The organism is Kitasatospora papulosa (assembly GCF_000717245.1).
Classification (GTDB): Bacteria; Actinomycetota; Actinomycetes; order Streptomycetales; family Streptomycetaceae; genus Streptomyces; species Streptomyces papulosus.
This window is the reverse complement of record NZ_JNYQ01000009.1, coordinates 104,613-130,941: the sequence shown is the minus strand read 5'-3', so window position 1 is coordinate 130,941 and position 26,329 is coordinate 104,613. Positions and strand designations below refer to the sequence as shown.

Genomic DNA, 26,329 nt, shown 5'->3' with positions numbered 1-26,329 from the left:
TGGTTACTCGGCGCCGAGACCGGCGTCGGCGACCGCGGGCTGTCCCTCGGCCTCGAGGATCTTGTTCAGCGGCTTCAGGTCGTAGATGCCCTCGAGGTCGGGCTTCTCGAGAAGGCCCGCCTTGACCGCGTGGTCCGCCTGCGCCTGGAGCGTGGCGGCCAGCGGGTCGTCCGTGATCCGGATGGACTTCCACGCCGGGTCGAGGACATCGGCGGGCAGCGCCTTGCCGCTCAGCTTCTCCAGCGCCGAGTTGGCCGAGGCCTTCGCCTCGTCCGGGTTGGCGTTGATCCACTTGTTGGTGTTCACCGTGCCGCGCAGCACCGCGTCGACGACGTCCGGGTGCTCGGAGAGGAACTTCTGCGACACGATGATGTTCGTGATGACGAACTTGTCGTCCGGCCAGAGCGTCGACTCGTCGAGCAGGACCTTGCCACCCTCGGCGACCAGCTTGGAGGCGGTCGGCTCCGGGACCCAGGCACCGTCCAGGGAACCGGACTTGAAGGCGTCCGGGGTCACCTTGTTGTCCGAGCGGACCACGGAGACGTCGCCCTTGCCGCTCTGGGCGTCGACCTTCCAGCCCTTCTCGGAGATCCAGTTGAGGAACGCCACGTCCTGCGTGTTGCCGAGCTGCGGGGTGGCGATCTTCTTGCCCTTGAGGTCGTCCAGGGTCTTGATCTTCTTCGGGTCGACGACGAGCTTCACACCGCCGGAGGCCGAGCCGCCGATGATCCGCAGGCTCTGGCCCTTGGACTTGGCATAGCCGTTGATCGAGGGGGAGGGGCCGATGAAGCCGATGTCGATCGAACCCGCGTTGAGCGCCTCGATCTCGGAGGGCCCGGCGTTGAACGTCGAGGGCTTGACCGTCGTACCGCCCAGCTCCTTGGCGATCAGGCCTTCCTGGATACCGACCAGGGCGGTCGCGTGCGTGAGGTTCGGGAAGTAACCGATCTTCACGGTGTCGGCCGAGAGCTTCTTCCCGCCGGCGGAGACGTTCGACTTCGCGTCGTCGTCCTTCGCCTCGGAGCCGTAGCCGCAGGCGGTGGCCGCCACGGCGAGCAGCGGCAGAGCGACGGCGGCGGCGAGGCCGCGGCGCAGGGTGGTACGGGGGGCACGCACGGGAGGGTTTCCTCTCGTAGGCCCGGTGCTCACGTCCTCCCGGAGTCGGGTGGCGCGGCCGGGCGGTCGGCAGGTCTTCGTCTGAACGGGCGGTGCGGGTGGTACGGGCGGGCGCGCAGGCAGTGCGCGTACGTCATCACGCACATCGCCCGACCCCGCCCTGGCCGCTGCCGAGGACGCCGCTGCCCACCCGGCCGCCCTCCTTCGCGAAGGTGGAGAAGAAATCGGTGATCATCAGAAGTCCCACTCCGCGTCGTCGGCGGAGGCGGCCGCGTCGGCGTCGGCCTCGGCGGCGAACGAGGCGCCCGCCATTCCGGCCGTCAGCGTCGTGCCGTCGGCGGGGTCGATCAGCAGGAACGATCCGGTGCGCCGCGAGTCCGCGTACGCGTCGAGCGCGAGCGGCTCGGCGGTACGGACCACCACCCGGCCGATGTCGTTGGCCACCAGCGTGCCGGGGGCCGGGTGCTGGGAGAGGTCGTCGAGCGTGAGGCGCGACGGGATGTCCTTGACGATCGCCTTGACCGTACGGGTGGTGTGCTTGAGCAGCACCCGCTGGCCCACGGTGAGCGGCTGGTCGGCCACATGGCAGACGGTCGCCTCGACGTCCTGCGTGACGGCGGGGGCGTCGTCCGCCGGGGCGATCAGGTCGCCGCGCGAGACGTCGATGTCGTCGGCCAGACGGATCGTCACCGACTGCGGGGCCCAGGCGACGTCGACGCTCTCGCCGAGCGCGTCGATCCCCTCGATCGTCGTGGTGCGCCCGGACGGCAGCACGGAGACCCGCTCGCCGACCCGGAACACCCCGGCGGCGATCTGGCCCGCGTACCCCCGGTAGTCGGGGTGCTCGGCGGTCTGCGGGCGTATCACGTACTGCACGGGGAAGCGGGCGTGGCACTCGGTCAGGTCGTGGCTGACCGGCACGGTCTCCAGGTGCTCCAGGACCGTCGGGCCGCCGTACCAGTCCATGTGGGCGGACGGCTCCACGACGTTGTCGCCGGCCAGTGCGGAGATCGGGATCGCGGTGATCTCCGGGACGCCGAGGGAGGCGGCGTACGCGGTGAACTCCTCGGCGATCGCGGCGAACACGGGCTCCGCGTAGTCGACGAGGTCCATCTTGTTCACGGCGAGGACGACGTGCGGAACGCGCAGCAGGGCGGCCACCGCGGCGTGCCGCCGGGTCTGCTCGACCACGCCGTTGCGGGCGTCGACCAGGACGACCGCGAGCTCGGCGGTGGACGCGCCGGTGACCATGTTGCGGGTGTACTGCACATGGCCCGGGGTGTCGGCCAGGATGAACCGGCGCCGCGGCGTGGCGAAGTAGCGGTAGGCCACGTCGATGGTGATGCCCTGCTCGCGCTCCGCCCGCAGTCCGTCGGTGAGGAGCGCCAGGTCGGGTGCTTCCTGGCCGCGGTTGGAGGAGGCGAGCGCGACGGCTTCCAGCTGGTCGGTGAGGACCGACTTGGAGTCGTGCAGCAGGCGTCCCACGAGGGTGGACTTGCCGTCGTCGACGGACCCGGCCGTGGCGAACCGCAGGAGGGTGGTGGCCGAGAGCTGCTCGGTGGTGGTGTTCATGTCTAGAAGTACCCCTCGCGCTTGCGGTCTTCCATCGCGGCCTCGGACATCTTGTCGTCGGCGCGGGTCGCGCCCCGCTCGGTGAGACGGGAGGCGGCGATCTCGGTGATCACGGCGTCCAGGGTGGTGGCGTCGGAGTCGACGGCTCCGGTGCAGGACATGTCGCCGACGGTGCGGTAGCGCACCCGGCGGGTCTCGACCTTCTCGTGGTCCTTGGGCCCGCCCCACTCACCGGCGGTCAGCCACATGCCGGAACGGCTGAAGACCTCGCGCTCGTGGGCGAAGTAGATCTCCGGGAGCTCGATGCCCTCGCGCTCGATGTACTGCCAGACGTCGAGCTCGGTCCAGTTGGAGATGGGGAAGACGCGGACGTGCTCGCCGGCGGCGTGGCGGCCGTTGTAGAGCTGCCAGAGCTCGGGGCGCTGGCGGCGCGGGTCCCACTGGGAGAACTCGTCGCGCAGCGAGAACACGCGCTCCTTGGCCCGGGCCTTCTCCTCGTCGCGCCGTCCGCCGCCGAACACGGCGTCGAAGCGGTGCTGCTGGATCGCCTCGGTGAGCGGGACCGTCTGCAGCGGGTTGCGGGTGCCGTCCGGACGCTCACGGAGCTTGCCCGCGTCGATGTACTCCTGGACGGAGGCGACGTGCAGGCGCAGCCCGTGCTTCTCGACGGTGCGGTCGCGGTAGTCGAGGACCTCGGGGAAGTTGTGCCCCGTGTCCACGTGCAGCAGTGTGAACGGGATGGGCGCCGGCGCGAACGCCTTCAGCGCCAGGTGCAGCATCAGGATCGAGTCCTTGCCGCCGGAGAAGAGGATCACCGGCCGCTCGAACTCCCCCGCGACCTCGCGGAAGATGTGCACCGCCTCGGACTCCAGGGAGTCCAGGTGGCTCAGCGCGTACGGATTGACGGTGCCGTCCGGCACGGTGACGACGGTGCTCACGCCAGGCCCTTCTCGGTGAGCAGCGCACGGAGCGCCGCTGCGGACTGCTGCACGGTCTGCCGGTGCGACTCGATCCGCAGATCCGGTGACTCGGGAGCCTCGTAGGGGTCGTCGACCCCGGTGAGGCCGCTGATCTCGCCCGCCGCCTGCTTGGCGTACAGCCCCTTCACATCGCGCTCGGAGCACACCTCGACCGGGGTCGCGACGTGCACCTCCAGATACGCGGTGCCCTCCTGCTGATGGCGCTTGCGCACCGCGTCACGGCTGTCCGCGTACGGGGCGATGACCGGGACGAGGACCTTCACGCCGTTGGCGGCGAGCAGTTCGGCGACGAAGCCGATCCGGCCCACGTTGGTGTGCCGGTCCTCACGGGAGAAACCGAGGCCCGCGGAGAGGAACTCCCGGATCTCGTCACCGTCGAGCACCTCGACCCGGTGGCCGTCGGCACGCAGCCGGCCCGCCAGCTCGTAGGCGATGGTGGTCTTGCCCGCGCTCGGCAGACCGGTGAGCCAGACGGTGGCTCCCGTCTCCGTCACGCTCATCGATATCTCCTGATCAGTCGTCATCAGCCGTGCAGTCCGCATTCGGTCTTGCCGAGACCGGCCCAGCGGCCGGCCCGTGCGTCCTCGCCCTCCAGCACCCGCCGGGTGCAGGGCGCACAGCCGACGGAGGCGTAACCGTCCGTCAGCAGCGGGTTGGTCAGTACGCCGTGCTCGGCAACGTAGGCGTCCACGTCGTCCTGCGTCCAGCGTGCGATGGGCGAGACCTTGACCTTGCGGCGCTTCTCGTCCCAGCCCACCACCGGGGTGTTCGCCCGGGTGGGGGACTCGTCGCGGCGCAGCCCGGTCGCCCAGGCCGCGTATGCGGTCAGGCCCTCTTCCAGGGGCTTGACCTTCCGCAGGGCGCAGCACAGGTCGGGGTCGCGGTCGTGCAGCTTCGGCCCGTACGCGGCGTCCTGCTCCGCCACCGACTGACGCGGCGTCAGCGTGATGAGGTTGACGTCCATCACGGCGCCGACCGCGTCCCGGGTGCCGATGGTCTCCTCGAAGTGGTAGCCGGTGTCCAGGAAGACCACGTCCACGCCGGGGAACACCCGGGAGGCGAGATGCGCGACGACCGCGTCCTCCATGGAGGAGGTGACGCAGAAGCGCTTGCCGAAGGTGTCGGCCGCCCACCTCAGGATGTCGCTCGCGGAGGCGTCCTCGAGTTCGCGCCCGGCCCGCTCCGCCTGTTCCCTCAGGGCTTCGTCGGTCAGCTCGGCCGCGTGCAGGGTGTCCGTCATGTCCCGTCCCCTTCGACGTCGTTGCGCTGGAGCCCCTGGGTCAGCAGACCCAGGAACTTCAGCTGGAACGCGCGGTTGCAGGAAGCACATTCCCAGGCGCCGTGACCGGCCTCGTGCGGACGCAGGTCCTCGTCGCCGCAGTACGGGCAGTAGAACGGCGCGGCTCGTTCGCTCACGACAGCGACTCCGCACTGGCGCGGGCCGCCCAGGTCGCGAAGCGCTCGTCCTCCTCGCGCTCCTCCTGGAACTTCCCGAGCACCCGCTCGACGTAGTCCGGGAGTTCGGCCGAGGTGACCTTCAGCCCACGGACCTTGCGGCCGAAGCCGGCCTCCAGTCCGAGCGCGCCGCCCAGGTGCACCTGGTAGCCCTCGACCTGGTTGCCGTCGCCGTCCAGCATCAGCTGGCCCTTGAGTCCGATGTCCGCGGTCTGGATACGGGCGCAGGCGTTCGGGCAGCCGTTGATGTTGATGGAGAGCGGCTCCTCGAAGTCCGGCATGCGGCGCTCCAGTTCGTCGATGAGCGCGGCGCCGCGCGCCTTCGTCTCGACGATCGCCAGCTTGCAGAACTCGATGCCGGTGCAGGCCATCGTGCCGCGCCGGAAGGGGGAGGCGTTCACCTGGAAGTCCAGTGCTTCCAGCCCGGCGGTCAGGGAGTCGACCTGATCCCGCTCGACGTCCAGAATGATCATCTTCTGCTCGACGGTGGTGCGCACCCGGCCCGAGCCGTGCGCCTCGGCCAGATCGGCGATCTTGGCCAGGGTGGAGCCGTCCACCCGGCCGACGCGCGGGGCGAAGCCGACGTAGAAGCGGCCGTCCTGCTGGGCGTGCACGCCGATGTGGTCGCGCCAGCGGGAGGAGGGCTGCGCGGGCGGTGGTCCGTCCAGCAGCGGGCGCTTGAGGTACTCGTCCTGGAGGATTTGGCGGAACTTCTCCGGGCCCCAGTCGGCCATCAGGAACTTCAGACGGGCGCGCGTACGCAGCCGTCGGTAGCCGTAGTCGCGGAAGATCCCGACGACACCCGCCCAGACGTCGGGGACCTCGTCCAGCGGTACCCAGGCGCCGAGGCGCTCCGCGAACCGCGGGTTGGTGGACAGCCCGCCGCCGACCCACAGGTCGAAGCCGGGGCCGTGCTCGGGGTGGTCCACCCCGACGAAGGCGATGTCGTTGATCTCGTGCACCACGTCCTGGACCGGCGAGCCGGAGATCGCGGTCTTGAACTTGCGGGGCAGGTTCGAGAATTCCTTGCTGCCGATGTAGCGCTCGTGGATCTCGTCGACCGCGGGGGTGCCGTCGATGATCTCGTCGGCGGCGATCCCGGCCACCGGCGAACCGATGATCACGCGGGGGCAGTCGCCGCAGGCCTCGGTCGTCGAGAGCCCGACGGCCTCGAGCTTCTCCCAGATCGCCGGGACGTCCTCGATGCGGATCCAGTGCAGCTGGACGTTCTGCCGGTCGGTGATGTCGGCGGTGCCCCGCGCGTACTCCTCGGAGATCTCACCGATGACGCGCAGCTGCGCGGTCGTCAGCCTGCCGCCGTCGATGCGCACGCGCAGCATGAAGTAGCGGTCGTCGAGCTCCTCCGGCTCCAGCACGGCGGTCTTGCCGCCGTCGATCCCGGGACGGCGCTGGGTGTACAGGCCCCACCAGCGCATGCGTCCGCGCAGGTCGTTCGGGTCGATGGAGTCGAAGCCGCGCTTCGAGTAGATCGTCTCAATGCGTGTCCGCACGTTGAGACTGTCGTCGTCCTTCTTGAACTGCTCGTTCCCGTTCAGCGGGGTGAAGTGACCCATGGCCCACTGACCTTCACCACGGTGACGTCCGGCCTTGCGGCGGGGCGTGGCGGTAGCAGGCTTCTCGGGGATGGCGGCCATGGCTATACGTCCTTCGGGACTGCAGGAGGGCGGCTCTGAACTGCACACTCGCGTCAGGCGCGGCGGTGCGCAGGGGGTGGAGCTGGTTCAGGAGATCGCGGTGCTGGAAACTCTCAGCGGACCGGACAGATGGCGCTGGACATGCGGCCGAGGTCGACGTGCCGCCGACTCACCAAGGCAATTCCAGTTCCAGACATGACGGAAGCGTGTCACGCGGATCTCGGGCCAGTCCACCACGATCCACCATGTGGACGAGATGGTCCCGACATGCGAGACGCTGTGGTGTCCGTCACGTCCGACCTGTCGACAAAGCGACAAAGTCGGGTGTGATCAGGCGTGCGCACCGGGCCAGGGACCGGGATTCGCGACGTCCGGCTCCTGCTCGACCTTGGTGTCGAACAGCCGGAAACCGCGCCGCAGATAGTTGTCCATCGCGTGCGGGCCGTCGTTCGAGCAGGTGTGCACCCATACCCGCTCGGTGGGCTTCCGCCCCGGATGCCGCTCGGCCAGGTCCCACGCGCGGGCCGTACCGTACGACAGCAGATGGCCGCCGATGCGCCGGCCGCGGAAGGCCGGGATCAGCCCGAAGTACGCGATCTCCACCGCCCCGTCCTCCTGGGCGTCGAGCTCGATGAACCCCGCCGGTGTCCCGTTCTCGTACGCCACCCAGGTCTCCGCCCCCGGACGCTCCAGGATCTCCTGCCACTGCGTGTACGTCAGACCCAGCCGGTCGGTCCACCGGACGTCCCCGCCCACCGCCGTGTAGAGGAACCTGCTGAACTCCGGCAGCGGGGTCCGCGCACGCGTGACCGTCACGCCGTCCGCGGGTGCCGCGGCAGGGGTCAGATCGGCGGGCGACGTCTGCTCCAGGGACCAGACGGTCACGTCGGAGACGGCGGGGGAGTGGTGCGCGGAGTCGTTCATGGCGGCCAGAAAACCACGGCCGCCGCACCCCGGCCACACCGGGGCCCTCAGGCCCTCCCCGCGGGCCTGCGTGTCCTGAGCACCACCGGAGCCGTCGAGCGGGGCAGCAGATCGGCCGGGACCTCGGGATGGACCACCTCCACCTCCACCCCCTCGCGGAAGCGGTACGGGCGGTGCGCCAGCACCTCCGCGAGATGGCGGCGGATCCGCGATATCTCGGCCCGCACCGTCACCGTCCGGCTCGCGTCGCCGAAGACGTCCCCGGCCAGCTCCGCCGCCGTGCGCCCCTCGCGGTGCAGGGCCAGCGCGTACAGCAGCTCGGCGTGGCGCGGGGAGAGCCTGCGTGTCCAGTTGCCCACGGGGCCCGTCACATGGACCGCGAGGCCCCGCTCGCGGCCGAGGTCGAGCACCACCCGTCGCGGCGGGCGGTCGTGGGAGTCCTCCGCGACCTGCACCAGCCATCCGCCGGGCAGCGGCTCCACCCGGCACATCCCGAGCGAGGCCAGCCACACCGTGCCCGGCTCCAGCGACTTGGGCAGCGGCAGCCGGTCCACCGGCGGCATCCCGCTGACTGCGGCCAGCCAGCCGTGGGTGTCCACCACCAGGGCGCGGCCCCCCAGCCGGCAGAGGATCGGCGCCGCCACCGAGCGCAGCCGCTCGATCGCCACCAGGTGCCGGCCGCGCAGCTCGCTCTCCGCCAGCGCGGCGACCGAACCGACCAGGGCCAGCGTCGCCGGATGGAAGGTGGACGCGGGCCCGCTGATGTCCACGATGCCCATCAGCCGGCCGTCCCGGGGGTCCCGCACCGGGGCCGCCGCGCAGGTCCAGTCGTGCAGCACACGGATGAAGTGCTCGGCGGAGTGGACCTGCACGGGGGTGCGCGTGGCGAGCGCGGTGCCGATGGCGTTCGTCCCCGTCGCCGACTCCGTCCAGGCCGCACCCTCCGTCAGGCAGATCTCCCCGGCCCGGCGCATCACCGCCGTGTGGCCCTGCCGCCACAGGACGCGGCCCTCGGTGTCGGTCACGACCATGATCTGCTGCGTGGCGTCCGCTATCGCCGCCAGCCCCTCCCGCAGGACGGGCATGACCTCGCCGAGTGCCGTGGCCCTGCGCCGGTGCTCGATCTCGTCCGTCTCCAGCAGCCTGCTCTCCGGCGACTGCTCGGGGTCGACGCCGCTGCGCAGCACGCGCTCCCAGGACGCGTCGATCTCCGGGCGCGGTGCCGCCGCCGTACGCCCGCCCGCCAGCCGGGCCTCCCGTGCGCGACGGACCAGCCGCTGCGACACGGCGGGACGCGGGGTGTTCTCCGGCCGCGCCCCCGCGCCGGTGTGTGACTCCATGAACTTCCCCCCAACAAGGAGTGGGCCGGTCCGGAGGAGCGAGGCCCGGCCCAAAGGACACATCCTGCCGTGCGGGGGCCCCGTCGGCCCGCACTCCACGCGACGGTTGCAACCCTTTGCAACTCTGGCGAAGGCGTGCGGACCGTACGAGGGTGGAGGAACACCGCGTGGGGAGTCGTCGACCCGCCGTGCGGTGCTGCACAAGCGTGGAGGGTGGTGCCGTGTCGGCGCAGCACCACCCTCCGTCGTTCCCGCCCCGGCCGCGCCCCTCAGGACTCCCCGGCCCGCGCCCGCTCCACGACCGTGGCCAGGTCCAGGCTGTGCGGCAGCGTCCCGAAGGCCGAGCCCCAGTCCCCTCCCAGCCGTGAGGCGCAGAAGGCGTCCGCGACCTCCGGCGGCGCCCAGCGCAGCAGCAGCGAGCCCTGCAGCACCAGGGCCATCCGCTCCACCAGCCGCCTGGCCCGCGCCTCGACGGCCTCCAGGTCGGCCAGCTCCGTCAGAAGGTCCTTGATCGCCGCGTCGAGCCGGTGGTCCGCGCCCCGCGCCTTCCCGACCTCCCGCAGGAACGCGTCGAGCGCCCCCGGCTCACGCTGCAGCGCCCGCAGGACGTCGAGCGCCTGTACGTTGCCCGAGCCCTCCCAGATCGAGTTGAGCGGGGCCTCTCGCAACAGTCTCGGCATCCCGGACTCCTCGACGTAACCGTTGCCGCCGAGGCACTCCAGGGCCTCCCCGACCACCGCCGAGCACCGCTTGGTCACCCAGTACTTGGCGGCCGGCACCGCGATGCGCAGGAAGGCGCGCTCCTGCTCCGTGTCCGCGTCGTAGGCGGCGGCCAGCCGCAGCGCGAGCGTCGTCGCCGCCTCCGACTCCAGGGCCAGGTCCGCCAGTACGTTGCGCATCAGCGGCTTCCCGATCAGCAGACCGCCGAACGCGCTGCGGTGGGCGCTGTGATGGATCGCCTGCGCCACCGCCTGACGCATCAGCGCGGCCGAACCGACCACGCAGTCCAGCCGGGTCGCCGCCACCATCTCGATGATGGTGCGCACCCCGCGCCCCTCCTCACCGACCCGGCGGGCCCACGTGCCGTCGAACTCGACCTCACCGGAGGCGTTGGACCGGTTGCCCAGTTTGTCCTTGAGACGCTGGAGCGCGAAGGGGTTGCGGGAGCCGTCCGGGAGGACCCGCGGGACGAGGAAGCAACTCAGCCCGTCCGCCGCCTGCGCCAGCACCAGGAAGCCGTCGGACATCGGGGCCGAGCAGAACCACTTGTGACCGGTGAGCAGGTACTCCCCGTCGGCCGCCAGCGCCTCGGCACGCGTGGTGTTGGACCGTACGTCGGTGCCGCCCTGCTTCTCGGTCATGCCCATCCCGAAGAGCACACCGGCCTTCTGCGGAGCGGGCCGCAGCCCCTCCTCGTACACGTGCGAGGTCAGCAGAGGCTCCCACTCCGCGGCCAGCGCCGGATCGGTGCGCAGCGCCGGGACCGCCGCGTGCGTCATCGACAGCGGACACCCGTGGCCCGCCTCGGCCTGCGTCCAGACCAGGAACCCGGCCGCGCGCCGGACGTGCCCTCCCTCCCGGCCCCAGGCGTCCGTCAGCCCGGCTGTGACGGCGTGCCCCAGCAGCCGGTGCCAGGCCGGGTGGAAGTCCACCTCGTCGACGCGGTGCCCGTAACGGTCGTGCGTGCGCAGCTTCGGCGGGTTCTCGTTCGCCTGCGCACCCCACTCCTGGGCCTGGGCGGAGCCGGCGGCCCGGCCCAGCGTGCTCAGTTCCTCCTGTGCCTCCCGCAGGATGCCGGGTGCGAGATGCCGCTCGACGGCCTCCGTCAGCGCCCGGTCGCCGGCGAAGACGTCATAGCCGACCAGCGGCGGAACCTGGTTGGTCACTGTGTGGGTGCTAGCTGCCATGCCGATACGGTAAGGAGGTGCAGGCAGCAAAAGAAACACCCGAACGGCCACCGGGCCGCCTCCACCGGGCCCGCGTCCTCTACCGCAACGTGTCGAAGCGGCAGATGGCGTGGCAGTTGCTCAAGGACACGGTCAATTCGTGCATCGAGTACCGCATCCTCGGCCTCGCGGCCGAGGCGGCGTTCTTCACCCTGCTGTCCCTGCCTCCGCTGCTGCTCGGCCTGATCGGGCTGCTCGGATACGTCGACGACTGGACGTCCACCACCACGGTCGCCTCCATCGAGCGCAACATCCTGGGCGCGGTGCAGACGGTGCTGTCGGAGCGCGGCGTCAACGACATCGCCAAGCCGCTCATAGCCGACGTCACCACGGGCGCGCGTCCCGACGTGATCTCCCTCGGTTTCGCGATCGCGCTCTGGTCGGGATCCCGCGCGGTGAACGTCTTCATCGACACCATCACCGTGATGTACGGGCTCGACGGCCACCGCGGCATCGTCAAGACACGGCTCCTCGCCTTCCTGCTGTACGTCGTGGCGCTGCTGCTGGGCGCCGTGGTCCTGCCGTTGCTGGTGGTCGGCCCGGACCGGGTGGTGGAGTTCGTCCCGTGGGGCACGGAGGTGCTCGCGGTCATGTACTGGCCGCTGGTGATACTGCTGTCCATCGCGTTCCTGACGACGCTCTACCACGTGTCGGTGCCCGTCCGCTCGCCGTGGATAGAGGACGTCCCCGGGGCACTCGTGGCCCTCGGGATGTGGGTGCTGGGCAGCTTCCTGCTGCGGATCTACCTCACGAGCACGGTCGAGGGCCCCACCATCTACGGCTCGTTGGCCGCACCCATCGCCGTGCTGCTGTGGATAGGGATCTCCGCCTTCGCCGTACTCGTCGGCGCCGCGGTGAACGCGGCGATCGACCGTGTCTGGCCCTCGCTCGCCACCGCCGCCGCCCGTGCCACCAGCGACCGGATCAAGGCCGCCCAGGCCGCCGAACTGCTGGCACGCGCCCAGGCAGCGAACTGGGACGCGTACGCCACCGACGACGACGAGGAGGAGGAGGACGTGTCCATGCCCTCCGAGTTCCCGGAGCGCTGGTCGCGCTTCCTGCCCCCGGACGACGTGAAGTCCCGCCTGCACGGGACCCGGGACAAGGACGCCACGTAGCCTGGGGCGCATGGGCGCACGGTACGAGGAGCGGGCGTCGCGGCTCGGCGGCGCGGTCCTCTGGACCTGGAGCGGGGCGCGTGACCCCGCGCGGCCCGTCCTGCCCGACGGCTGCATCGACCTTCTGTGGGCCGGCGGCCGCCTGATGGTGGCGGGCCCCGACACCCGCGCGTTCACCCCTCCCGCGGAGCTGTCCGGCGGGTGCGCGGGCATCCGCTTCGCCCCCGGCACGGCTCCGGCGCTCCTGGGGGTGCCGGCGCACCAGCTCCGCGACAGACGGGTCCCGCTCGACGCCCTCTGGCCGTCACCGGCGGTCCGTGACCTCACCGCGCGGACCGGGGACGCGGAGGACCCGTCCGCCGTGCTGGAGGACATCGCCCTGTGCCGCGCCGCGGACGCCGAGCCTCCCGACCCGCTCGCGGCGGTGGTCGCCGAGCGGCTGGGCCAGGGGAGTTCCGTCGCCGCCACCGCGCGGTCCGTGGGCCTCGGGGCCCGCCAGCTGCACCGCCGCTCGCTGGCCGCGTTCGGGTACGGCCCCAAGACACTGGCCAGGGTCCTGCGGCTCCAGCGCGCCCTGGCCCTCGTACGCGCGGGCACCCCGTACGCGGAGGCCGCGTACGCCGCCGGCTGCACGGACCAGGCTCATCTGGCCCGTGAGATGCGGGACCTGGCCGGCACGACGCTCGGCGACCATCTCGCCCGCACCGGTCAGGAGGGGTTCGCGGCGAACAGGGAGACCGCGCAGCCGTCGGGGTCCAGGACGACCGCGTAACGCTGGCCCCAGACGGCGTCCCAGGGCTCCAGGTGCCCCTCGTACCCCGCGCCGGTCAGATCGGCGTACACCGCGTCGACCTCCGCGGGGCCCTCGCACAGGAAGGCGAGGCCGAGGCGCTCACCGCCCTTCGACCCCGTCCAGCCCGGGTCGAAGGAGCGGACGACGTCCTCGGTGTCCCAGAGCAGGCGCTGCCCGCCGGGGAGCGCCACCTCCACATGGGGTGCCGATTCGGCACCCTCGGGGGTGTCGAGCCCCAGCCGGCGGTAGAAGGCCAGGGATGCGGTCAGGTCGGCGGTGGTGACGGAGACGGCGTCGAGTCGTGGAGTCATGGAACGACCGTAGGCGCGGGGCCGTGACCCGGTCTTGTACGAAACGGTCACGGCCCCGGCGTGGTCACCCGCTATGCGCAGATGTCGGGCGAGGTGCCCGTCCTTGTCAGCGGCAGGCCGAGCTGGGCGCGCTCGGTGAGCCAGCGGGTCGGCCGGTGGCGCGGATCGCCCGTCGCGGCGTGCAGCGAACGCTGGAGCTCCAGCATCCGCGCGGCACCGACCCGGTCACCCCAGGCCAGCGGCCCCACCGGGTAGCCGAGCCCGGTCGTCACGGCGAGGTCGATGTCCGCCGGGGCGGCCAGTGAGCGCTCCGCGATCGAGGCGGCGACGGAGACCACCGAGGCGAGCAGCCGCTGCGCCACCGAGCCCGCGGTGTCCCGCACCACCGACACGGCGAAGGGCTCCGCGCCGTCCGCCGCGCGCGCCAGCACCGCGCGGGCGTCCCGCGCCGCGGACGGGTCGGAGGCGGGGGTCACCGCGAGCACCCGGCGGCGGCCCGCCGGCGGCAGCGGGTCCACACCGAAGGTGCGCGTGGCGGGCAGCCCCAGCGAGGCCACCGCGGCTGCCACGGTGGTGCCCCACACGGGGACGAGCACCAGTGCGCTCTCCGAGGGGGCGGTGCCGCTCTCGACCGTCGCGCCGGCGGCGGTCAGCTCGCCGCGCAGCGCGTCCCCCTCCTCGCCCGCCACGAACACCGGCCGGCCGGCGTCGCCCGTCACCGGCGGCTCCGGGGCGGGCGCCGGCGCGTCGGGGCCGTACGCGAACCAGCCCTGCCCGGTCTTGCGGCCGTGCAGTCCCGCCGTGACCCGGTTCGGGGTGAGGAAGGAGGGGCGGAGCCGGGCCTCGTGCCGGAAGCCCTGCCAGATCGAGTCGATCACCGCGGCGGTGACGTCGAGCCCCGTGAGGTCCATCAGCTCGAACGGGCCCATGCGCAGCCCCAGGACGTCCCGGGCGATCCGGTCGATCCCGGCGGGATCGGCGACCGACTCCTCCAGCAGCGCCAGGGCCTCGGTGACCAGCCCCCGGCCGGCGTGGTTGACGAGGAAGCCGGGGGTGTCGGCCACGGTCACCGCCCGGTGCCCGCAGCTCTCGACCAGCGCCGTGAGCACCGGCGGGATCCCGGGGCGGGTGGCGGCGCCCGGTACGACCTCGACGATCTTCATCAGCGGTACGGGGTTGAAGAAGTGCAGACCGGCCAGCCGGCCCGGGTCCCGCAGCGAGGCGGCGATCCGGGTCACCGACAGGGACGAGGTGTTGGTCGCGAAGACCGCGGACTCAGGCAGCGCCTGTTCCAGCTTCCCGAAGACCTCGGCCTTGGTGTCCAGGTCCTCGCGCACGGCCTCCACGACCAGCTCGACCTCGGGGCCCGGCGCCCACGGGTCGTCCAGCGGGACCAGCCGCTCCAGGGCCGCGGCGGAATCCTCGGCGGACATCCGGCCCTTGTGGACCGCGCGTTCCAGCATCGACCGTACGAAGTCCACGCCCGCTGTCACCGCCTCGGTCCGGACGTCGCAGAGTTCCACGGTGTGCCCGCCGACGGCGGCCCACTGGGCGATGCCGCGGCCCATGGCTCCGGCGCCGACGATCCTGATACGCATGGCGGTTACGTCCTCTCGGCAGGTGCGGTCGATGTCAGCGACGGTAGCCGCGGTCGGCGGCGGAAGATGCGGGCGGCCGGGTTCAGCGGAGGTAGACGCGGCCGGGGTCGACGTCCTCGCGCAGGAGGCGCAGCTCGGCCGCGGTCGGCGGGGGCACGGTCGTGACGGAGTCGTCCACCCGGAGGTCCCAGCCGGTGGCCTCCCGCACCTGGTCCACCGTCACACCGGGGTGCACGGCGACGAGACGGAGCTCCTCACCGACGCCGGAGCGCGCCAGGATGCCCAGTTCGGTGATGACCCGGGTGACCCCCGCGCCGAGCGGCCGGATGCCCTCGGCCAGTGCGCGGTCCGGGCCCGGTGTGGTGCAGAAGTCCAGGGCCGTGGTGAAGGAGCGGGGGTCGTGGCGGCGCATCACCACGAAGACCTCGCGGGAGTTGGCCATCACCTCGACGGCTCCGCCCGACCCGGGGAGCCGCACCTCGGGGTTCTCCCAGTCCCCGATGACGGAGGTGTTGAGGTTGCCCCACCGGTCGATCTGCGCGGCACCGAGGAAGCCCACGTCGATGTGGCCGCCCTGCAGCACGCAGCCGAACAGCGCCGGCATCGACAGCACGGCCTCCGCACCCGAGACGATCACGGCGTCGGCGATGGTCTCCGGCAGGTGCGAGGGATGCGCCCCGCAGACCCCGGACTCGTACACGACCTCGATCCGCGGTGCGACCGTCAGGTGCGCGAGCTCCGTGGCGAGGGTGGGCAGCCCGATCCCGGCGAACACCGTCCTGCGGGAGGCGAGTTCGCGCGAGGCCACGACCGAGAGCAGTTCGGACGAGGTGACGGCCCCCGGTGCGGTGGTGGTCATGTTCGGTTCCTTCCCGTGGGACGCGGTCACAACCGCCTCCCGTAGTTCACCGGTTCGCTCAGCGCCTCGCCGACCGCGAGGCCCGCCCAGAACTCCTCGCCCAGCTTCTCGACGTAACCGGCGTGGTCGGCCGTCCCGTACACCCACTCCGCCAGCCACGCCCGCAGCCGCTCCGGGTCCTTGCTGATGTGCGACCAGGCCCGGTAGAAGTCGTTGTCGCGGTCGTAGTAGCCCTGCGCGAAGGAGGGATGAGCGCCGCGCGGGCAGACGACCACCGCGTCCACGGCGTGCGACGGCACCAGTGTGCGGTTGGGGTCCGAGCGGACCACCTCGTCCTCGACGACCTCCTCGACCACGACGATCGCCTTGTCCGCCGCGTACACCGCTTCCGCCTGGATGCCGGTCAGCCCCCAGATCTGGGTGTTGCCCCGGCGGTCGGCCCGCTGCGCGTGGATGATCGTCACGTCCGGGTTCACGGGCGGTACGACGTAGATCTGCTCCGGCTCCCCGTCCGGCCCGGGATAGGGGGACGTCACCTTGCGCAGACCGCTGTTGACGCCCGGCAGGTCGCTGCCGCCGTAGCTGCGCAGCGGGTAGAACGGCAGTCGCTGGGACCCCGCGAGGTAGCGGCAGACCATCCCGTAGTGGCTGTACTCCTCGAAGGCCAGCGGGGCCGGGTCGGCGCGCTCGATCCTGCGCCGCAGCTCACCGAGCGAACCGGCGGATGAGTTGCCCACGAAGGAGGAGACCAGCCGCGAGACGCAGCCGGCGGCGATCATCTGGTCCACCACGATGTCCGCCGTCATCCGTACGACGGTGAGGTCCTTGCGCCCCTGGCGGATGATCTCGTGCCCGGCGGCGGTGGGGACGAGATGGGTGAAGCCCTCCAGGCAGACGGTCGCCCCGTCGTGCACGAAGGCGGCGACCGCGTCCCTCATCGACATGACTTTGCTGGGCCCGTCGGCCGTATCCGTCCGCTCCACGGTGCTCCTCGGCGAGTGCGTGCTGGTCGCCTTACCGTGTCAGTGACCATTGATTGCTGTCCAATACCAAATTAAGGTCGGATCAAGACCGTTGGTTAATGAATGGAAGCTCCGATGGAACTGCGTCATCTGACCGCGTTCACCGCCGTCGCCGAGGAACTCCACTTCGGCCGCGCCGCCAAGCGGCTGCAGATGGCCCAGCCCCCGCTCAGTCAGCAGATCCGGCAGCTGGAGAAGGAGCTGGGCGTCCAGCTCTTCGAGCGCAACACCCGCTCGGTGCGGCTCACCAGCGCGGGGGAGTCCTTCCTCGAACCGGTGCGCACCGTGCTGGACGACCTCGACACGGCGGTCCGGGCCGCCAAGGCCGCGGGCCGGGGCGAGTACGGGCGGGTCACCATCGGTTTCGCGGGAGCGTCCAGCCACGAGACGCTGCCGCTGCTGACCCGCGCCGTGCGGGCCGCCCACCCCGGGATCGAGCTGGCCATGAAGGGGCAGACGTACGCCAACGTCGCCCTCTCCCGGGTCGCCGACGGCTCCCTCGACCTGGGGTTCGTACGCCTGCCGGTCACCCAGCCGGGAGTGGCCCACCGCGTCATCGACGAGGAGGAACTGCTGTGCGCGCTGCCCTCCGACCACCCGCTCGCCCGGCTGGAGGCCGTCCCGATCGGGGTCCTCGCCGACGAACCCTTCGTCTCCTTCCCCGCGAACGCCGGCTCCACGGTCCGCGACGTGATGGTCCAGGCCTGCGAGGCCACCGGCTTCAACCCGCGGGTGGTGCAGGAGGCCCCCGACTCGTACACGATCCTGGCCCTCGTCGCCGCGGGCGTCGGCGTCACGCTCACGGTCTCCTCCGTCCGCCACATCCAGCAGAACGGGCTGGTCTACCGCCCCCTCGCCGGTCCGCCCATCCGGCGCCAGGCCGCGCTGGCCTGGCGCACGGACAACCCCTCGGCGGCGCTGCGCGCGGTGCTGGCGGTCGCCGAGGAGGCGCTGCCGACGCCATGACCGCGTGATTGAGACGCATGGCGTCTTGAACGTGAGGTAACTCGATATTGGACCGACTCAGTGGTCCAGTGCGAAGGTCAGCCCACACACCCGAACCCGCCGAAAGGTGTTCCGCCGTGCCCGACCAGACCGATGTCGTCATCTGCGAGCCGCTGCGCACACCCATCGGGCGTTTCGGCGGCGCGTTCGCCCGGGAGACGCCCGCCGCGCTCGCCGCACGCGTCATCGCCGAGGTCGTCTCCCGTACGGGAATCGATCCCGGCCGGGTGGACGAGGTGATCCTCGGGCACGCCTACCCCTCGTCCGAGGCACCCGCCATCGGCCGCGTCGCCGCCCTGGACGCCGGACTCCCCGAGACCGTCACCGGACTCCAGACCGACCGGCGCTGCGGTTCCGGTCTGCAGGCCGTCCTGGACGCGGCCATGCAGATCAGGGCCGGATTCAGCGACGTCGTCATCGCGGGCGGCGTCGACGTGATGAGCGCCGCGCCGTACTACACGCACGACGGACGCTGGGGCATCAAGGGCCCCGGACTCCAGTTGCACGACTCGCTGGCACGCGGCCGGGTCACGGCGGGCGGACTCCACCACCCCGTACCCGGCGGCATGATCGAGACCGCGGAGAACCTGCGCCGCGCGTACGCGATCAGCCGCGCCGACCAGGACGCCCTCGCCCTGCGCTCGCAGACCCGCGCCGCCCGCGCGGTGCGGGAGGGCCGCTACGACGCCGAGACCGTCCCCGTCACCGTCAAGCACCGCAAGGGTGAAACCGTCGTCACCGCGGACGAGCACCCCCGCCCCGACACCACCGCCGAGCAACTCGCGGCGCTGCGGCCCGTCATGGCCAGGACCGACCCCGAGGCCACCGTCACCGCCGGCAACGCCAGCGGCCAGAACGACGCCGCCGCGGCCTGCCTGGTGACCAGCGCCGCCACCGCCGAACGGCTCGGGCTCACCCCGCTCGTCCGTCTGGTCTCCTTCGCCCGCGCGGGTGTCCCCGCCGCGACGATGGGCCTCGGCCCCGTCCCGGCCACCCACGCGGCACTCGGACGGGCCGGACTCACCCTCGCCGACCTCGACCTGATCGAGATCAACGAGGCGTTCGCCGCCCAGGTCCTCGCCTGCACCCGGGAACTGGGCCTCGGTGAGAAGGACCACGAGCAGCGCGTCAACGTCAACGGGTCCGGCGTCTCCCTCGGTCACCCGGTGGGTGCCACGGGCGCCCGCATCCTCGCCACGCTCAGCCGGGAGATGCACCGCAGCCAGGCGCGCTACGGGCTGGAGACCATGTGCATCGGCGGTGGCCAGGGCCTCGCCGCTGTCTTCGAACGCGTCTCCGCCTGACGTCCTCCCACCGTCCCCCTCCTCCTCACCGTCCCCTCTCCACCACGCGACCCCAGGGCGTCTCGGGCGACGCCGGGTCAGCCGTGCCCCCATCCGCTTGATCAACGATGTTCACGGGAGCCACCCATGAGTGCGACCACCGCAACCGCACGCGAGCGAACGAAAGCCGCCAACCGCGCAGGATTCGGAGCCTTCATCGGCTCCACCATCGAGTGGTTCGACTTCTACATCTACGGAACCGCGGCAGCGCTCGTCTTCGACAAGGTGTTCTTCCCCGAACTCGAAGGCCCCATAGGCACTCTGGTCGCCTTCGCCACCTTCTGGGTCGGCTTCCTCGCCCGCCCCATCGGCGGCATCATCTTCGGCCACTACGGCGACCGGCTCGGCCGCAAGAAGACCCTGGTCATCACCCTGCTGATGATGGGCATCTCGACCACCGCGATCGGACTGCTCCCCGGCTACGCCTCCATCGGCATCGCCGCCCCGATCCTGCTCGTCTGCATCCGGATGATCCAGGGCATCGGCCTCGGGGGTGAGTGGGGCGGATCCGTCCTCATCGCCTCCGAGCACGCGCCCAAGGGCAAGTCCGTCCTGTACGGCGCCTTCGCCCAGCAGGGCTCGCCCGTCGGCAACACCCTCTCCACCGTGAGCTTCCTGGCCATCAGCCAGCTCCCCGACGACGCCTTCGTCTCCTGGGGCTGGCGCGTGCCCTTCCTCGCCTCCGCCGCACTCGTCATGGTCGGCCTGCTGGTCCGGCTGAAGGTCGCCGAGTCCCCGGCCATGGCCAAACTCATCGAGAAGAAGGAAGTCGTCAAGCTCCCGCTGACCGAGGTCCTGCGCAGCCACCCCATGCTGATCGTCCTCGGCATCGGCGCCTGCACCATCGGACTCTCCGCGACGTACTTCAAGTCGGCGTTCGCCCTCTCCTGGGCCACCACGTCCCTCGACTTCGACCGCAGTTCCTTCCTGACGATCATCCTGGTCGCCAACATCACCCAGATCATCGTGCAGCCCTTCGGCGCCGTCATCGCCACCCGGATGAAGAGCTGGTCCCGCGCGGTGATCGTGATGCTGGTGCCGGAACTGGTCCTGATGCCGGTGATGTTCGTCCTCATCAGCACCGAGAACTACGGCCTCGCGATGCTCGGTGTCGCCGTCGCCACCATTCCGCACTGCCTCTACTACGCGGCCCTCGCCGGCATGCTCGCCAGCCGCTTCCCGGCCCACCTGCGCTACACCGGCATCTCGCTCTGCTACCAGCTCTGCGGCACCCTGCTCGGCGGCACGACCCCGATCATCGGCCAGTTCCTGCTCAACCGGACCGGCTCCATCACCGCCGTCATCGCCTACGCCGTCTTCCAGGTCGCGCTGACCCTGGGCTGCATGCTGCTCCTGCTGAAGCGCCCCAACCACGACGAGCAGGCCGCCGAGCCGGCCGCCGCGCCCCGCACGGCGCCCGTCACCGCCTGACCGCCCGCACACCCGGAACGGAGTACCGCCATGCCGCTGACCGCGCACGGCATCCCGGAGATCCTCGCCCTCGGCGGGCGCGACCTCGGCCGCTCGGAATGGAAGGAGGTCACCCAGGAACTCATCGACGCCTACGCGTTCGTCTCCGGTGACCACCAGTGGATCCACACCGACGTCGAACGCGCCGCAGCCGGCCCGTACGGCCGCACCATCGCCCACGGCTACATGATCCTGAGCTGGGGCATCCCGATGTTCGGCGAGCTGCTCCAGGTGAGCGGTGTGGGGCGCGCGCTCAACTACGGCGTCAACCGGGTCCGTCACCCCGCCCCCGTCCCCGTCGGCAGCCGCGTACGCCTGCACGCCACCGTCACCGGGGTGACCGAGGTCGCCCGGGGCGGCGTACAGATGACGCGGGCCTTCACCTTCGAGCTGGAGGGCTCCGAGAAGCCGGCCTGTGTCGCCGAGTCGCTGACGCACTTCTACCCGTAGACGCGCATACGCCCCCGTGCGAAGCGCCCGGCCGGAATCCCGGCCGGGCGCTTCGCACAGGTGCTCCCGCTACCCGGCGCGGTCTGCCTTCTCCGCCTCCGGGGCCCGGTCGGGCTCGGCCAGATGGTCCGGCCTCGCGTCGGGGTCCGTCAGCCGGTTCAGCCGCGCCGGTACGTCGAAGCCGACCAGCAGCACCACGACGACCGTCCCCGCGAACGTCAGTACCGCGAGCGCCTGGCCCAGGTCCATCCCGGACGCCAGGTGCGCCCCGAGGACGGGCGCGACCGCACCGCCCAGCGCCCCCACGTTGTAGGTGAAGCCGAGCGCGGCCCCCCGGCTCGCCGTCGGGAAGTGGCCGCCGATGTAGCGCGGGAGCAGCCCGGAGATTCCGAAGCTGGTGGCCTGCAGCATGAACAGCAGGCAGCCGAGCACCAGCAGGTCGTCCCGCACCGCGAACACCGGATAGACGAAGGCCAGCGAGGCCAGCAGCGTCAGCGCGTACGCCTTCCTCGCGCCGATCCAGTCACCCAGGAAGCCGGCCGCCCAGCAGCCGATCATGGTGCCGAAGCCCGCGAAGTACAGGACGTCGGTGACCTGGTCGGTGGTGTAGCCCAGCTCCGTCTTCAGATAGGTGGGCAGCAGGGCCTGGATCGGCCAGGAGTACAGGAACGCGAAGAACAGCGTCACGATCATCGACACGTACAGCAGCCAGCTCCGCCGTCCGCCCAGTTGCACGGCGAACGCCGCGAGGGCGAGGCCCGCCACCACCGACAGCACCGGCACGAGGCCCTCGCCGCCCGGGGTGAAGACCAGGAAGAGCGAGAGCGTGGCGGCCACCGCGAGGACGGTGTTGACCACGGCCAGGCGCGGGGTCCGGAACAGCGGCCGGAAGGGGTTGGGCTTCGCGCCCCGGTCCGCGACCTCCGCCGTCCACTCCTCGGCCTCCGGCAGGGCCCGCCGCATCCACAGCGCGACGGCGATGGGGATCAGACCCAGGTAGAACATCCAGCGCCAGCCGAGCGAGGGCACCACCCAGGTGTAGACCTGGGCCGCGAGGACGGAGCCGACCGAGAATCCGGAGATCAGGAAGCCGCTCGCCCGGCTGCGCACCCGCGCGGGCCAGCTCTCCATGACGTACGTCGCGCTGGCGCTGTACTCACCGGCCATGCCCATGCCGATGGCCAGGCGGGCGGCGAAGAGGCTGTGGTAGTTCCAGGCGAACCCGCAGGCGAAGGTGCCCAGCGAGTAGAGCAGGATGCTCAGCACCATCGAGATCTTGCGGCCGAACCGGTCACCGAGGGCGCCCAGGACGGCGCCGCCCAGCCAACGGGTGATGAAGGCGCCGGAGATCAGGCTGGCGGCCTGGACCGTACTCAGCCCGAACTCGTCGCTGACCTCGGTCAGGACGAGCGTGATGAGGACGAAGTCGAATCCGTCGAGGACGTAGCCGATCCAGGCGGCGAAGAAGGACTTCCACTGGGTACCGCTCACCTCGCGGTACCAGGGGAGCGTGGAGGGGGGTTTCTGCACGATGCGCTCCTGGTGCGGGGACGGCCCCGCAGCCGGGGCGCCGTCCCTTGTGGTGCGGTTTGCTCAGGACCGGGCGAGGCCGGCGACGAAGCGTGAGGTCAGGGCGGTGGGAGCGGTGATGGCTGTACCGACCACGACGCTGTGGGCGCCACGGGCGACGGCCTCGGCAGCCTCCTGAGGGCTATTGATACGTCCTTCGGCGACGACCGGTACAGAGAGCGCGGCGGAGAGAGATGTCACAAGGTCCAGGTCCGGGCCGGTCTGCTCCGGCGTCCCCGGCACATAGCCCGACAGGGTCGTCGAGACGAAGTCCGCCCCCTGGTCCGCGGCGGCGATCCCCTCGGCGAGCGTGGAGACGTCGGCCATGACCAGGGCGCCCGCCGCGTGGACGGCGGCGACCAGCTCGGCGAACGTGGAGCCGTCCGGGCGCGGCCGGTCGGTGGCGTCGGCGGCGACGACAGCCGCGCCGGCCTCGACGACCGCCAGGGCGTGCCGGACGGTCGGGGTGATGTAGACGCCGGTGTCGCCGTCCTTCCACAGGCCGATGACCGGGAGGTCGACGGCGGCGGTGATCGCGGCGACGACCTCCGGCTCGTTGGCCCGGATCGCCGCCCCGCCGCCGGCCACGGCGCAGAGGGCGAGACGGACGAGGGCCGACGTCTCGCGCATCGGGTCGCCGGGAGGTGCCTGGCAGGAGACGATCAGACGGCCTTCGAGGGTTGCGGCCAGGTTCTGTGCGGTCATCGGGGAACTCCGGGGTGGTGGAGGGGCAGGGTGGAGGTCAGAGCGGCGGCGCCCAGCACGGCGGCGTCGTGACCGAAGAGCGGGGGCTCGGGGACGAGCCCGCGCAGCGGTGGCATGAGCTCCGCGGCGAAGGCGGCTGCCAGCGCGTCGCCGTAGAGCGCGCCGATCCGGGGGACACCGCCGCCGACGACGACCCGGTCGGGCCCGAGCGCGTTGGCGAGGCCCCCGAGGACCCGTCCGGCGGCCGCGGCCCCCGTGGTCACGGCGTGCACGGCGGCCCGCTCGCCGTCGGCGGCGCGCGCGGCGACCGTTTCCAGCCGGTCCACCGGGGCCCCGGTGAGCCGCTCGTAGTGCGCGGTGATGCCCGGCCCCGAGGCGATGACCTCCAGGTGTCCGGTGGCACCGCAGGTACAGGGCAGTCCCGCAGCCTCCGCGCTCGGCAGATGACCGAGGTGGCCGGCGATGCCCGCCGCGCCGTGCAGCATCCGCCCGTCCACGGCGAGGGCCCCGCCCACGCCCGTGCCGACCGCGGCGAAGAGCAGCGAGCCGTGACGGTCCGGCAGCGCGGCGAGCTCCGGCCCGGCGGTGGCACGCACGTCGTTGTCGCAGGCCACGGCCAGACCGGTGCGGTCCGCCAGGCCCGCTGCCAGCGCGGTGCCCGCCCAGCCGCTGATCGAGTCGGTGGCGCTGGTGACCATGCCGCTGCGGGGATCGACCACCCCTGCCGCGGCGATGCCCAGGACCGTGGCCCGCCGGCCGGGGTCCACCTCGGCCGCCGCCGCGGCGAGCGCGTCGAGCACCGCTGCCGCGCCGTTCCGGGCCGGGGTGGGACGGGTGTGCCGGGCCAGCACCGTGCCGTCCTCGGCGAAGAGGGCGGCGGCGATCTTCGTGCCGCCGAGGTCCAGGCCGATCACCGCGGCCCGGGTGACCGCCGTGCCCGGGCCGGTGCCCGCAGAACCGTTGCCCGTGCTGCGCACGCTGCTCATCGGACCGGCGGCAGGCCGGCCCCGCGCAGCCGCTCCGCGACGAGGGCGACGGACTCGGCGGAGAGCGGGAGCTGCGGGAAAGCGGTGGCACCGTTCTCGATGACACCGAGCAGCCGGAGCGCCGCCTTGAAGGACCCGAGCGCCGACGAGCTGCGGCCCATGTCCTGCTCCGGACCGGCGTCGACCATGGCGAACAGCTCGACGAGCCGCTCCTGCTCCCGGGCGGCGAGCGCCCAGTCACCGGCGCGCGCGGCCTCGTACAGCCGGACGTAACCGGCGGGGTCCACGTTGCCGATGCCGGGCACGACACCGTCGGCCCCGGCCAGCAGCGCCGCGTCCACGGTGAGTTCGGAACCGGTCAGCACGCTGAAGTGCGGCACGGGGCCCCGGGCCCGGCCTTCGCGGCCGCCGAGCTCCACGATCAGCCTGCGCAGACCGCCCTCGTCACCGCTGCTGTCCTTGAGACCGGCCAGTGTGCCGTCCTCGGCCAGCTCCCGCACCAGGGACGCGGAGAGCTTGGAGTGCACCGCGACCGGGATGTCGTAGGCGAACAACGGGAGGTCGACGGCCGCGCGGAGCCGCCGGAAGTGTCCGGCGGTCTCCTTCGGATGCGTACGTGTGTAGAAGGGGGCGGTCGCCACGAGGGCGTCCGCGCCGAGCTCCGCGGCGGTCCGCGCGTGCTCGGTGACCCGGGCCGTCGTCGTGTCGATGACCCCGGCCAGGACCGGGACCCGCCCCGCCGCCGCGGCGACCACGGTCCTCAGGGCGGTGGCGCGCCGGGCGTCGGTCAGATACGCGACCTCGCTGGTCGAACCGAGGGCGAAGAGGCCGTGCACACCACCGTCGACGAGGTGGTCGACGAGCCGAGTCAGGGACGCCGTGTCGACCTCCCCGCGGTCGTCGAGCGGGGTGCAGACCGGCGGTACGACGCCGTGCAGCGGTGCGGTCAGGGACATGGTGAAGGGCTCCAGCTTGTTCGGGACGCGTGTCGCTCGCGGGCCGGTCGTGGGTCGGTCGCCGCTCGTTCGCCGAAGCGGGAGACGGGACCAAGACGTGAGACGTAAGATGTCCTATGTCTGGACTCACCTTAGACAGACGCCCCGGCGGCCGGTCAAGAGGCACCGGAGGCCGGCGACACCCCAGGAGGACCGTTGTGGCCCGCCCCACCATGGCTCAGGACATCGAGCGAAGGATCAAGGAACTGATCCTCGGACGCCGGCTCGGGCCGGGTGATCCGCTGCCCACCGAGGCCGAGCTGATGGATCTCTTCTCCGCCGGACGGGTCTCGGTGCGCGAGGCGCTCAAGGCGCTCCAGGCCGTGAACGTCGTCGAGATCCGGCGGGGCTTCGGGACCTTCGTCGGCTCACTCTCGCTGTCACCCTTCGCCGAGGGGCTCGCCTTCCGGGCGGCCGTCCGGCAGCGGCAGGGCGAGCCCGGCCTGCTGGAACTCATGAAGGTGCGCGAGGCCCTGGAGACCGGACTCGTCTCGGCCGTCACCGCCGGAGTCCCCGCGGAGGACCTCGCCGTGCTGCGGGGCCTCGTCGCGACGATGGAGGCCGAGGCCGCGGACGGAGGCCGGGTCGCCAGGACCACCGACCGCGCGTTCCACCTGGCGCTCTACGCCTCGCTCGACAACCATCTGCTCAGCGAGGTGCTGGACGCCTTCTGGGCGGCCATGGACCGCGTGCGTGAGGACGTCGACGACGGCCATCAGGACCCGTCCGTCACCTGTTCCCAGCACCACGAGATCGTCGAGGCGGTCGCGGCGGCCGACGGCGCGCGAGCGGTGCGCGCGATGCGCACCCACTTCGACGGGATCAGGAACCGCCTCGAACCTCAGTCCGCGTCCGTGTCCGAGTCCGTGTCCGTGTAGAGACAGCTGCTCGTGCCCGCGAGGGTGGCGCGGCACCAGGCGTCCACCGAAGCCTGGCCCATGGTGGTCCGGTCCGGGGCCGGCTCCACCTGCGCGCGGCCGAGCCCGCGTCCCGGCCCGACCGGCCGGGCCCCCTCGGGGGCCCGCTCGCGGGCGTGGTGCCGCAGCGCTTCGGCGGGGGAGGTGCCGCCCCCGTCCTGGCAGCCGGCCGGGTGCGACGGGGGCGACAACACTCCTGC

General features: G+C 71.9%; 27 protein-coding genes. 7 read left to right on the top strand and 20 right to left on the bottom strand.

Annotated features, from left to right (window positions below; translation table 11 throughout):
- Positions 1-3 precede the first annotated feature (3 nt).
- The 11 genes from IA22_RS0123015 to IA22_RS0122965 all read right to left on the bottom strand — a co-directional run bounded on the left by IA22_RS0123015 (position 4) and on the right by IA22_RS0122965 (position 10,949).
- Positions 4-1,116: an aliphatic sulfonate ABC transporter substrate-binding protein gene (locus IA22_RS0123015; protein WP_030124700.1), complete on the bottom strand. Its 1,113-nt coding sequence runs from the start codon at positions 1,114-1,116 to the stop codon at positions 4-6.
- Positions 1,117-1,350: 234 nt separating this feature from the next.
- A complete protein-coding gene (locus IA22_RS0123005; protein ID WP_014153273.1) occupies positions 1,351-2,688 on the bottom strand; it encodes a sulfate adenylyltransferase subunit 1 in 1,338 nt (445 codons plus the stop codon).
- 2 nt (positions 2,689-2,690) lie between these two features.
- Positions 2,691-3,626 carry a sulfate adenylyltransferase subunit CysD gene (cysD, locus tag IA22_RS0123000; RefSeq protein WP_014153272.1) on the bottom strand — a complete coding sequence of 312 codons (936 nt, stop codon included), beginning with the start codon at positions 3,624-3,626 and terminating at the stop codon, positions 2,691-2,693.
- The gene (gene cysC, locus IA22_RS0122995; protein WP_081889883.1) at positions 3,623-4,192 is read right to left on the bottom strand and encodes an adenylyl-sulfate kinase; all 570 of its coding nucleotides are present in this window, start codon (positions 4,190-4,192) and stop codon (positions 3,623-3,625) included. The genes cysD and cysC overlap by 4 nt, the downstream gene beginning before the upstream one ends.
- Entirely contained in the window at positions 4,192-4,908 is a 717-nt protein-coding gene (locus IA22_RS0122990) for a phosphoadenylyl-sulfate reductase (RefSeq protein WP_014153270.1), read from the bottom strand. The genes cysC and IA22_RS0122990 overlap by 1 nt, the downstream gene beginning before the upstream one ends.
- A complete protein-coding gene (locus IA22_RS0122985) occupies positions 4,905-5,084 on the bottom strand; it encodes a hypothetical protein (RefSeq protein ID WP_014153269.1) in 180 nt (59 codons plus the stop codon). The genes IA22_RS0122990 and IA22_RS0122985 overlap by 4 nt, the downstream gene beginning before the upstream one ends.
- Complete coding sequence (locus IA22_RS0122980; protein WP_030124697.1) at positions 5,081-6,778, bottom strand: nitrite/sulfite reductase; 1,698 nt, start codon at positions 6,776-6,778, stop codon at positions 5,081-5,083. The genes IA22_RS0122985 and IA22_RS0122980 overlap by 4 nt, the downstream gene beginning before the upstream one ends.
- Positions 6,779-6,891: 113 nt before the next feature.
- A complete protein-coding gene (locus IA22_RS38295) occupies positions 6,892-6,975 on the bottom strand; it encodes a putative leader peptide (protein ID WP_349817346.1) in 84 nt (27 codons plus the stop codon).
- Positions 6,976-7,108: 133 nt separating this feature from the next.
- Positions 7,109-7,702: a GNAT family N-acetyltransferase gene (locus tag IA22_RS0122975; protein ID WP_030124696.1), complete on the bottom strand. Its 594-nt coding sequence runs from the start codon at positions 7,700-7,702 to the stop codon at positions 7,109-7,111.
- 47 nt (positions 7,703-7,749) lie between these two features.
- The gene (locus tag IA22_RS0122970) at positions 7,750-9,042 is read right to left on the bottom strand and encodes a GAF domain-containing protein (RefSeq protein ID WP_014153266.1); all 1,293 of its coding nucleotides are present in this window, start codon (positions 9,040-9,042) and stop codon (positions 7,750-7,752) included.
- Between the two features lie 269 nt (positions 9,043-9,311).
- Positions 9,312-10,949: an acyl-CoA dehydrogenase family protein gene (locus IA22_RS0122965; RefSeq protein ID WP_030124695.1), complete on the bottom strand. Its 1,638-nt coding sequence runs from the start codon at positions 10,947-10,949 to the stop codon at positions 9,312-9,314.
- Between the two features lie 17 nt (positions 10,950-10,966).
- Between IA22_RS0122965 and IA22_RS0122960 the strand changes: the two genes are divergently transcribed.
- Both IA22_RS0122960 and IA22_RS0122955 read left to right on the top strand, forming a co-directional pair.
- Complete coding sequence (locus IA22_RS0122960; protein ID WP_078559828.1) at positions 10,967-12,106, top strand: YihY/virulence factor BrkB family protein; 1,140 nt, start codon at positions 10,967-10,969, stop codon at positions 12,104-12,106.
- A 10-nt stretch (positions 12,107-12,116) separates the two neighbouring features.
- Complete coding sequence (locus IA22_RS0122955) at positions 12,117-12,878, top strand: DUF6597 domain-containing transcriptional factor (RefSeq protein ID WP_030124694.1); 762 nt, start codon at positions 12,117-12,119, stop codon at positions 12,876-12,878.
- Here IA22_RS0122955 and IA22_RS0122950 read toward each other — a convergent pair.
- From IA22_RS0122950 to IA22_RS0122935, 4 genes are all read right to left on the bottom strand, one after another.
- Positions 12,815-13,210 (bottom strand): VOC family protein, encoded by a 396-nt coding sequence (locus tag IA22_RS0122950; RefSeq protein WP_030124693.1) that lies wholly within the window; start codon positions 13,208-13,210, stop codon positions 12,815-12,817. The genes IA22_RS0122955 and IA22_RS0122950 overlap by 64 nt on opposite strands.
- 71 nt (positions 13,211-13,281) lie before the next feature.
- Positions 13,282-14,808, bottom strand: a complete 1,527-nt coding sequence (locus tag IA22_RS0122945; RefSeq protein ID WP_030124692.1) for a 3-hydroxyacyl-CoA dehydrogenase — start codon at positions 14,806-14,808, stop codon at positions 13,282-13,284.
- 82 nt (positions 14,809-14,890) lie between these two features.
- The gene (locus IA22_RS0122940; protein ID WP_030124691.1) at positions 14,891-15,667 is read right to left on the bottom strand and encodes a CoA-transferase subunit beta; all 777 of its coding nucleotides are present in this window, start codon (positions 15,665-15,667) and stop codon (positions 14,891-14,893) included.
- A gap of 26 nt (positions 15,668-15,693) precedes the next feature.
- Positions 15,694-16,611 (bottom strand): CoA transferase subunit A, encoded by a 918-nt coding sequence (locus IA22_RS0122935; protein ID WP_030124690.1) that lies wholly within the window; start codon positions 16,609-16,611, stop codon positions 15,694-15,696.
- A gap of 153 nt (positions 16,612-16,764) precedes the next feature.
- Between IA22_RS0122935 and IA22_RS0122930 the strand changes: the two genes are divergently transcribed.
- The 4 genes from IA22_RS0122930 to IA22_RS0122915 all read left to right on the top strand — a co-directional run bounded on the left by IA22_RS0122930 (position 16,765) and on the right by IA22_RS0122915 (position 20,957).
- Positions 16,765-17,655: a LysR family transcriptional regulator gene (locus IA22_RS0122930; RefSeq protein ID WP_030124689.1), complete on the top strand. Its 891-nt coding sequence runs from the start codon at positions 16,765-16,767 to the stop codon at positions 17,653-17,655.
- A gap of 116 nt (positions 17,656-17,771) precedes the next feature.
- Complete coding sequence (locus IA22_RS0122925) at positions 17,772-18,998, top strand: acetyl-CoA C-acetyltransferase (protein ID WP_030124688.1); 1,227 nt, start codon at positions 17,772-17,774, stop codon at positions 18,996-18,998.
- Positions 18,999-19,124: 126 nt separating this feature from the next.
- A complete protein-coding gene (locus IA22_RS0122920; protein WP_030124687.1) occupies positions 19,125-20,468 on the top strand; it encodes an MFS transporter in 1,344 nt (447 codons plus the stop codon).
- Positions 20,469-20,498: 30 nt separating this feature from the next.
- Positions 20,499-20,957, top strand: a complete 459-nt coding sequence (locus tag IA22_RS0122915; protein WP_030124686.1) for a MaoC family dehydratase — start codon at positions 20,499-20,501, stop codon at positions 20,955-20,957.
- A gap of 69 nt (positions 20,958-21,026) precedes the next feature.
- On the opposite strand, the gene IA22_RS0122910 is transcribed toward IA22_RS0122915, so the two are convergent.
- The 4 genes from IA22_RS0122910 to IA22_RS0122895 form a co-directional block, all read right to left on the bottom strand.
- A complete protein-coding gene (locus tag IA22_RS0122910; protein ID WP_014153254.1) occupies positions 21,027-22,487 on the bottom strand; it encodes a sialate:H+ symport family MFS transporter in 1,461 nt (486 codons plus the stop codon).
- Positions 22,488-22,550: 63 nt separating this feature from the next.
- Positions 22,551-23,231: an N-acetylmannosamine-6-phosphate 2-epimerase gene (locus IA22_RS0122905; protein WP_014153253.1), complete on the bottom strand. Its 681-nt coding sequence runs from the start codon at positions 23,229-23,231 to the stop codon at positions 22,551-22,553.
- The gene (locus tag IA22_RS0122900; RefSeq protein WP_051694828.1) at positions 23,228-24,217 is read right to left on the bottom strand and encodes an ROK family protein; all 990 of its coding nucleotides are present in this window, start codon (positions 24,215-24,217) and stop codon (positions 23,228-23,230) included. The genes IA22_RS0122905 and IA22_RS0122900 overlap by 4 nt, the downstream gene beginning before the upstream one ends.
- The gene (locus tag IA22_RS0122895; RefSeq protein ID WP_030124684.1) at positions 24,214-25,173 is read right to left on the bottom strand and encodes a dihydrodipicolinate synthase family protein; all 960 of its coding nucleotides are present in this window, start codon (positions 25,171-25,173) and stop codon (positions 24,214-24,216) included. Before IA22_RS0122895 ends, IA22_RS0122900 begins: the two co-directional genes overlap by 4 nt.
- A gap of 197 nt (positions 25,174-25,370) precedes the next feature.
- On the opposite strand from IA22_RS0122895, the gene IA22_RS0122890 reads away from it, so the two are divergent.
- Positions 25,371-26,090 (top strand): FadR/GntR family transcriptional regulator, encoded by a 720-nt coding sequence (locus IA22_RS0122890; RefSeq protein ID WP_014153250.1) that lies wholly within the window; start codon positions 25,371-25,373, stop codon positions 26,088-26,090.
- On the opposite strand, the gene IA22_RS0122885 is transcribed toward IA22_RS0122890, so the two are convergent.
- The gene (locus tag IA22_RS0122885; RefSeq protein WP_030124683.1) at positions 26,054-26,320 is read right to left on the bottom strand and encodes a hypothetical protein; all 267 of its coding nucleotides are present in this window, start codon (positions 26,318-26,320) and stop codon (positions 26,054-26,056) included. The two genes, IA22_RS0122890 and IA22_RS0122885, sit on opposite strands and share 37 nt — an antisense overlap.
- Positions 26,321-26,329: the final 9 nt, after the last annotated feature.